A 5,940-nucleotide genomic window follows, 5' to 3' on the forward strand; every position below is an offset into this window, starting at 1 on the left:
TGTCGACGTCGCGCACCGATTTCCAGTTCACCGGCAGTTCGGTGATCCAGCGCGACGGGCCGTCCGACACCAGCGCCTCGCTGCGGTAGGATGCGAAGTCGGCGGCGAAGGGGGCGAGGAGGTCGGCCACCGGCGGCTGCGGCCCGGGTTCGAAGCGCAGGAAGATGAAGCCGTGGAACAGCTCCATCTCGATGGGTTTCAGGCCGAACTGCTCGCGTTCGATTCCGCCGAAGCTTTCCGGCCGCGCCGCCCCGCGCAGCGTGCCGTCAAGATTGTAGACCCAGCCGTGGAACGGGCAGACGATGGCGCCCCGGCAACTGCCCTGCACCCCATCCACCACCCGCGCGCCCCGGTGGCGGCAGAGGTTGTGGAAGGCACGCACCTCCCCGTCCTGCCCGCGCATCACCACGGCGCGCTCGCCCAGGATGTCGAAAGTCAGCCAGTCGCCGATCTGGGGCAGATCGCCGACATGGCCGACGACCTGCCAATGGGTCAGGAAGACGCTGCTGCGCTCCAGCGCAAGCACCGCCTCCGAATGATAGGTCCAAGGGGGCAAGCCACCACGGTCCCAGCTGTTCGGCGTGGGTTCGGTCGGGAACGGCAGATGTGCGGTCATTCCACCTCCGCTGCAAAGCATCTCCGTCGCGGCCGCAAGGCGCGACGGTATGACGCATTTTCCCGGCGACTGACTGGTCTGTCAATCGAATTTGACTCTGCTTGATCGCGTGCCGCAGAAGTGCGGCTGCTTCCGCGGGTCCGCCGCGCTTTCGGCTTCCCGCTAGCCTTTCTCCACTCCGTTGGGGATTTCGATTGACAGCCGCGCGGCAGATTTGTCCATTCGGTCAGGAAGCGGTGAAACCGACTCCGCGATACCAAATCACAGGGAGATGGATAATGCAGCTGAAGCATGGATTTGCCCGTGCCGCGGCCGTGGCGGTGCTGATGATGGGCACTTCGCCGATGGCGCTCATGGCGGAAACGCCCGCCGACACGCTGGTCGTCGCGGATGCCATCGACGACATCGTGTCGATCGACCCGCACGAAGCCTTCGAATTCTCGGGCGTCGACCTGAACAACAACACCTACGACACGCTGATCGAGCTTGACCCGACCAAGCCGGGCGAACTGGTTCCGGGCCTCGCCGAAAGCTGGTCGGTGGCCGATGACGGCATGACCTACACCTTCAAGATCAAGCCGGGGATCACCTTCTCCTCCGGCAACCCGCTGACGGCGGAAGATGCGGCAGGCTCCCTGCGCCGCGTCGTCAAGCTGAACAAGACCCCGGCCTTCATCCTGACCCAGTTCGGCCTGACGGCCGAGAACGTCGACCAGATGATCACCTTCGACGGCGATACCGTCACGTTGAAGACCGACAAGGCCTATGCGCCCTCCTTCGTCTACAACTGCCTGACGGCGGGCGTGGCCAACATCGTCGATATGAAGACCGTGATGGAGCATGAGGTCGAGGGCGACATGGGCAATGCCTGGCTCAAGGCCAACAGTGCCGGGACCGGGGCCTATGTGCTGAAAAGCTTCAAGCCGAACGAAGGTTACGTGCTGGAAGCCCGTCAGGGCCACTGGCGCGGTGACGCGAAGATCAAGAACGTCTTCATGCAGCACATCCCCGAAGGCGCCACCGAACGCCTGCTGCTGGAAAAGGGCGACATCGACATCGCGCGTGAGATGACCCCGACCGATATCGAGGGCATCTCCGGCAATCCCGACATCAAGGTGCAGGGCGACGTGGGCGGCCAGATCTACTATCTGGCGCTGAACCAGAAGAAGGCGGAACTGGCCAATCCCAAGGTGCAGGAGGCAATGCGCTGGGCCATCGACTACACTGGGATGCAGGACAGCATCCTGAAAGGCCAGTGGGTGGTGCACCAGAGCTTCCTGCCGCTCGGCTTCCTGGGCGCGCTGGATGAAAACCCCTATGCGCTGGACCTGGAGAAGGCCAAGGCGCTGATGGCCGAATCCGGCCTGACCTTGCCGATCGACATCGGATTCACCGTCCGGAACAACCAGGAACGGATGGATATCGCCACCGCGATCCAGAACAGCTTTGCCCAGATCGGCATCAACCTTGTGCTCGACGTGGGCGACGGCGCCCAGGGCCTGGCCACCTATCGCGGGCGGCTCCACGACATCACGCTGCAGACCTGGGGACCGGACTATCCCGACCCGCATACCAACGCCTCGACCTTCGCGATGAACCCCGACAACAGCGACGAGGCGAATGCGACGGGCTACCTGGCTTGGCGCACCGCATGGGATCCGGGCGCGCTGAATGCCGAGACCGCCGCAGCCGTCGAGGAGAAGGACAGCGACAAGCGGGCCGAGATGTATGCCGACATCCAGCGCAAGGTGCGCGACAATTCGGCCTTCGTGCTGATGTTCCAGCAGGCCCGGCAGGACGCGATGCGCGCCAATGTGAACGGCTTCTACGCTGGCGGGGCCACCGACTCGGCCAGCTACTGGACCGTGACCAAGTAAGGCAATGGGGCCGTCCCTCGGGGCGGCCCCTATCCGCATGACCGGAACCCCCACCCTCCCGCAGGAAAGCCGCCTGCTGCGCCTGTCCGGCCAGTTCGGCGTCGGAGTTCTGACCTTGGCGATCACGCTACTGGGTCTTCTCCTCGTCACTTTCATCATCGGGCGCGTGGTGCCCATCGACCCGGTCCTCTCCATCGTCGGCGAACGCGCGACGGCGGCGCAGATGCAGGCGATCCGCGACAAGCTGGGCCTCGACCTGCCGATGTGGCAGCAGTTCTACATTTACGTCCGCGATGCCCTGCACGGCGACCTCGGCAGGTCAATCCGCACCGGCCAGGACATCGCCTCCGAGATCGCCCGCTACTTCCCCGCCACGCTGGAGCTTGCGACGCTGGGCACGATCTTCGGCACCCTCGTCGGCGTCCCCGCCGGGGTTCTCGCCGCGACCCGCCCCGGCAGCATTGCCGACCAGATCGTCCGCGTCGTCGGCCTGATGGGCTATTCCATGCCGATCTTCTGGCTGGGCCTGATCGGACTGCTGGTCTTCTACGGCCAACTCGGCTGGGTCGCCGGTCCGGGACGGCTTGATCCGACCTACGGCATGATGATGGAGTTCACGCTGACCCCCTACACCGGCATGATCCTGATCGACGCGGCGCTCAACGGCGCCTGGGATGTCTTTGCCAATGCCGTCAGCCACATCATCCTGCCAGCGGGTCTCCTGGGCTATGTCTCCATGGCCTACATCAGCCGGATGACCCGCAGCTTCATGATGAACGAGCTTGGCCAGGAATACATCACCACCGCCCGCGTGAAGGGAATGCCGGAATGGCGGGTGATCTGGGTCCATGCGATGAAGAACGTGCTGGTGCCCCTGATCACCGTCATCGCGCTTAGCTACGCCTACCTGTTGGAGGGGTCGGTTCTGACCGAGACGATCTTCGCCTGGCCCGGCCTTGGCAGCTACATCACCAATGCGCTTTTCGCCGCGGACATGCCCGCCGTGCTGGGCGGGACCGTGGTCGTCGGCGTGGCCTTCGTGACCCTGAACATGGCGTCGGACCTCCTCTACCGGCTCGTCGACCCGCGGGCCCGCACATGACCGCGCTGCGCATCTGGCTCACCGACCCCAACCCCTCCTCCCGCCGTCAGGCGCGGCTCGGGCAGATGTGGCTCGCCTGGCTCCGCATCCGCCGCAACCGGCTGGCCATGGCCGGACTGGTCATCGTCGGCGTGCTACTCCTCGTCGCCCTGCTTGCCCCCTGGATCGCCCCGCACGACCCCTTCGTGCAGAACCTCGGCAACCGGCTGAAGCCCCCCGGCACTCCCGGCTACCCGCTTGGCACCGACGATTTCGGCCGCGACATCCTCAGCCGCATCATCTATGGCGCGCGGATCACGCTTTACATCATCGCCCTCGTTGCCGTGACCGCCCCCGTCATCGGGCTTCTCGTCGGCACCGTCGCCGGCTATTTCGGCGGCTGGATCGACGCGGTCCTGATGCGTCTCACCGACATCTTCCTCGCCTTCCCCCGCCTGATTCTCGCGCTCGCCCTCGTTGCCGTCCTGGGGCCGGGTATCGAAAACGCCGTCCTCGCCATCGCGCTCACCGCCTGGCCGCCCTACGCCCGTGTCGCCCGAGCCGAGACCATGACCGTCCGCAACTCCGATTATATCGCCGCCATCCGCCTGCAAGGCGCCTCTGCCCCCCGGATCATTGCAGGCCATGTCGTGCCGATGTGCCTGCCCTCGGTCATCATCCGCGTCACGCTGGACATGGCCGGGGTAATCCTGATCGCCGCGGGCCTGGGCTTCCTGGGTCTCGGCGTGCAGCCGCCCCTGCCGGAATGGGGCCTGATGATCTCCTCCGGCCGCAAGTTCCTGTTCGAGCAGTGGTGGGTCGCCACCATGCCCGGCCTCGCCATCTTCCTCGTCTCGCTCGGGTTCAACCTTCTTGGTGACGGCCTCCGCGATGTCCTCGACCCGAGGAGCGCTTCGCGATGAGCCTGCTCGACGTCAAGAACCTCCGCGTGACCTTCGACACCGAGACCGGCCCGGTCCAGGCGGTGCGCGGCGTCTCCTTTTCCCTTGGCCGCGAACGGCTGGGGATCGTCGGCGAAAGCGGCTCGGGCAAGACGATGACAGGCCGCGCCGTCCTGCGCCTGATCCGCCCGCCGGGCCGGATCGAGGCCGACCGGATGACCTTCGACGGCCAGAATCTGATGGCTGCCAGCGAACGCGACATGCGCGCCCTGCGCGGCAAGCGCATCGGCATGATCATGCAGGACCCGAAGTTCTCGCTGAATCCCGTCATGACCGTGGGCCGCCAGCTGACCGAGGGCCTGCGCCTGCGCGACGGGCTGGGTCGCGCGGATGCCAAGGCCAAGGCGCTGGCCGCGCTGAAGGCGGTGCAGATCCGCGACCCCGAGCGGGTGATGGACGCCTATCCGCACGAACTGTCCGGCGGCATGGGCCAGCGGGTGATGATCGCGATGATGCTGATCCCCGAGCCCGACCTCCTGATCGCCGACGAACCGACCAGCGCGCTCGACGTCACCGTTCAGGCCGAGGTCCTCTCGATCCTCGACAACCTCGTGCGCGACCGCAACATGAGCCTGATCTTCATCAGCCACGACCTGCGTCTTGTCGCCCGTTTCTGCGACCGGGTGCTGGTCATGTACAAGGGCCGCATCGTCGAGGAAGTCGCGGCGGGCCAGCTGCTGGACGCAAAACATCCCTACACCCGCGGCCTCTTGAACTGCCTGCCCCGCATCGGTGGCCCGCGGGGACCGCTGCCGGGACTGGACCGCACTGGGGCCTGGGCGGAATGAGACACGCTTTGCCACCACACCGGAATTTTCGAAAATTCCGGACCGGAGCCTTCAAAGGCTCCGCGCCGATTTCTTTGAAGAAATCGGCGTGCTCTCGGGCCGGAGGCCTGCCATGAGCCTGATCGAGATCGACAACCTCTCCGTCACGTTCCGCGCCCAGGGCCGCCTCGTCCATGCGGTCGAGGGCGTCAGCCTCAAGGTAGAGGAACGCGAAAGCTACGGCCTCGTCGGCGAAAGCGGCTCTGGCAAGTCCACCATCCTGCGCGCGATCTGTGGCCTCGCTCCCGTCACTGGCGGCACCATCCGCATCGGCGGCCAGCCGCTGCCCAACCCGCGCGGCGCGGGCTTTGCCGCGCAGGTGCAGATGGTCTTCCAGGACCCCTACGCCAGCCTGCACCCCCGCCACACCATCGACCGCACGCTCTCTGAACCCCTCGCCATCCATGGCCTGCGGGACAGCGACGCCCGCGTCATGCAGGCGCTTGTCGACGTGGGCCTGCCCCCCGGCTTCCGCTTCCGCTATCCGCACCAGCTCTCCGGCGGCCAGCGCCAGCGCGTCGCCATCGCCCGTGCCCTGATGCTGCAACCGAAGATCCTGCTGCTCGACGAACCGACC

6 protein-coding genes are annotated in these 5,940 nt (G+C 66.0%); 5 read left to right on the forward strand and 1 reads right to left on the reverse strand.

Annotated elements, in window-relative coordinates; translation table 11 throughout:
- Window positions 1–616 (reverse strand): aromatic ring-hydroxylating oxygenase subunit alpha (locus tag V7Q39_RS18730; RefSeq protein ID WP_333818132.1); only part of this gene is annotated, 616 nt, incomplete at its 3' end.
- A gap of 278 nt (window positions 617–894) precedes the next feature.
- On the opposite strand from V7Q39_RS18730, the gene V7Q39_RS18735 reads away from it, so the two are divergent.
- The 5 genes from V7Q39_RS18735 to V7Q39_RS18755 all read left to right on the forward strand — a co-directional run.
- Complete coding sequence (locus V7Q39_RS18735) at window positions 895–2,493, forward strand: ABC transporter substrate-binding protein (protein WP_333818133.1); 1,599 nt, start codon at window positions 895–897, stop codon at window positions 2,491–2,493.
- 37 nt (window positions 2,494–2,530) lie between these two features.
- Window positions 2,531–3,595, forward strand: coding sequence for an ABC transporter permease (locus V7Q39_RS18740; RefSeq protein ID WP_333818134.1), 1,065 nt, complete (start codon window positions 2,531–2,533; stop codon window positions 3,593–3,595).
- Window positions 3,592–4,497, forward strand: coding sequence for a nickel transporter permease (gene nikC, locus V7Q39_RS18745; RefSeq protein ID WP_333818135.1), 906 nt, complete (start codon window positions 3,592–3,594; stop codon window positions 4,495–4,497). The genes V7Q39_RS18740 and nikC overlap by 4 nt, the downstream gene beginning before the upstream one ends.
- Complete coding sequence (locus V7Q39_RS18750; protein WP_333818136.1) at window positions 4,494–5,324, forward strand: ABC transporter ATP-binding protein; 831 nt, start codon at window positions 4,494–4,496, stop codon at window positions 5,322–5,324. The genes nikC and V7Q39_RS18750 overlap by 4 nt, the downstream gene beginning before the upstream one ends.
- Before the next feature lie 112 nt (window positions 5,325–5,436).
- The coding region (locus V7Q39_RS18755) for an ABC transporter ATP-binding protein (protein ID WP_333818137.1) at window positions 5,437–5,940 on the forward strand (504 nt) is incomplete at its 3' end.

The organism is Tabrizicola sp., from assembly GCF_036781545.1.
Classification (GTDB): domain Bacteria; phylum Pseudomonadota; class Alphaproteobacteria; order Rhodobacterales; family Rhodobacteraceae; genus Tabrizicola.

Bases quoted from the DNA above. Each gene is read 5' to 3' on its own strand.
- V7Q39_RS18735 (WP_333818133.1), top strand. From the start codon at position 895: ATGCAGCTGAAGCATGGATTTGCCCGTGCCGCGGCCGTGGCGGTGCTG.
- V7Q39_RS18740 (WP_333818134.1), top strand. From the start codon at position 2,531: ATGACCGGAACCCCCACCCTCCCGCAGGAAAGCCGCCTGCTGCGCCTG.
- nikC (WP_333818135.1), top strand. From the start codon at position 3,592: ATGACCGCGCTGCGCATCTGGCTCACCGACCCCAACCCCTCCTCCCGC.
- V7Q39_RS18750 (WP_333818136.1), top strand. From the start codon at position 4,494: ATGAGCCTGCTCGACGTCAAGAACCTCCGCGTGACCTTCGACACCGAG.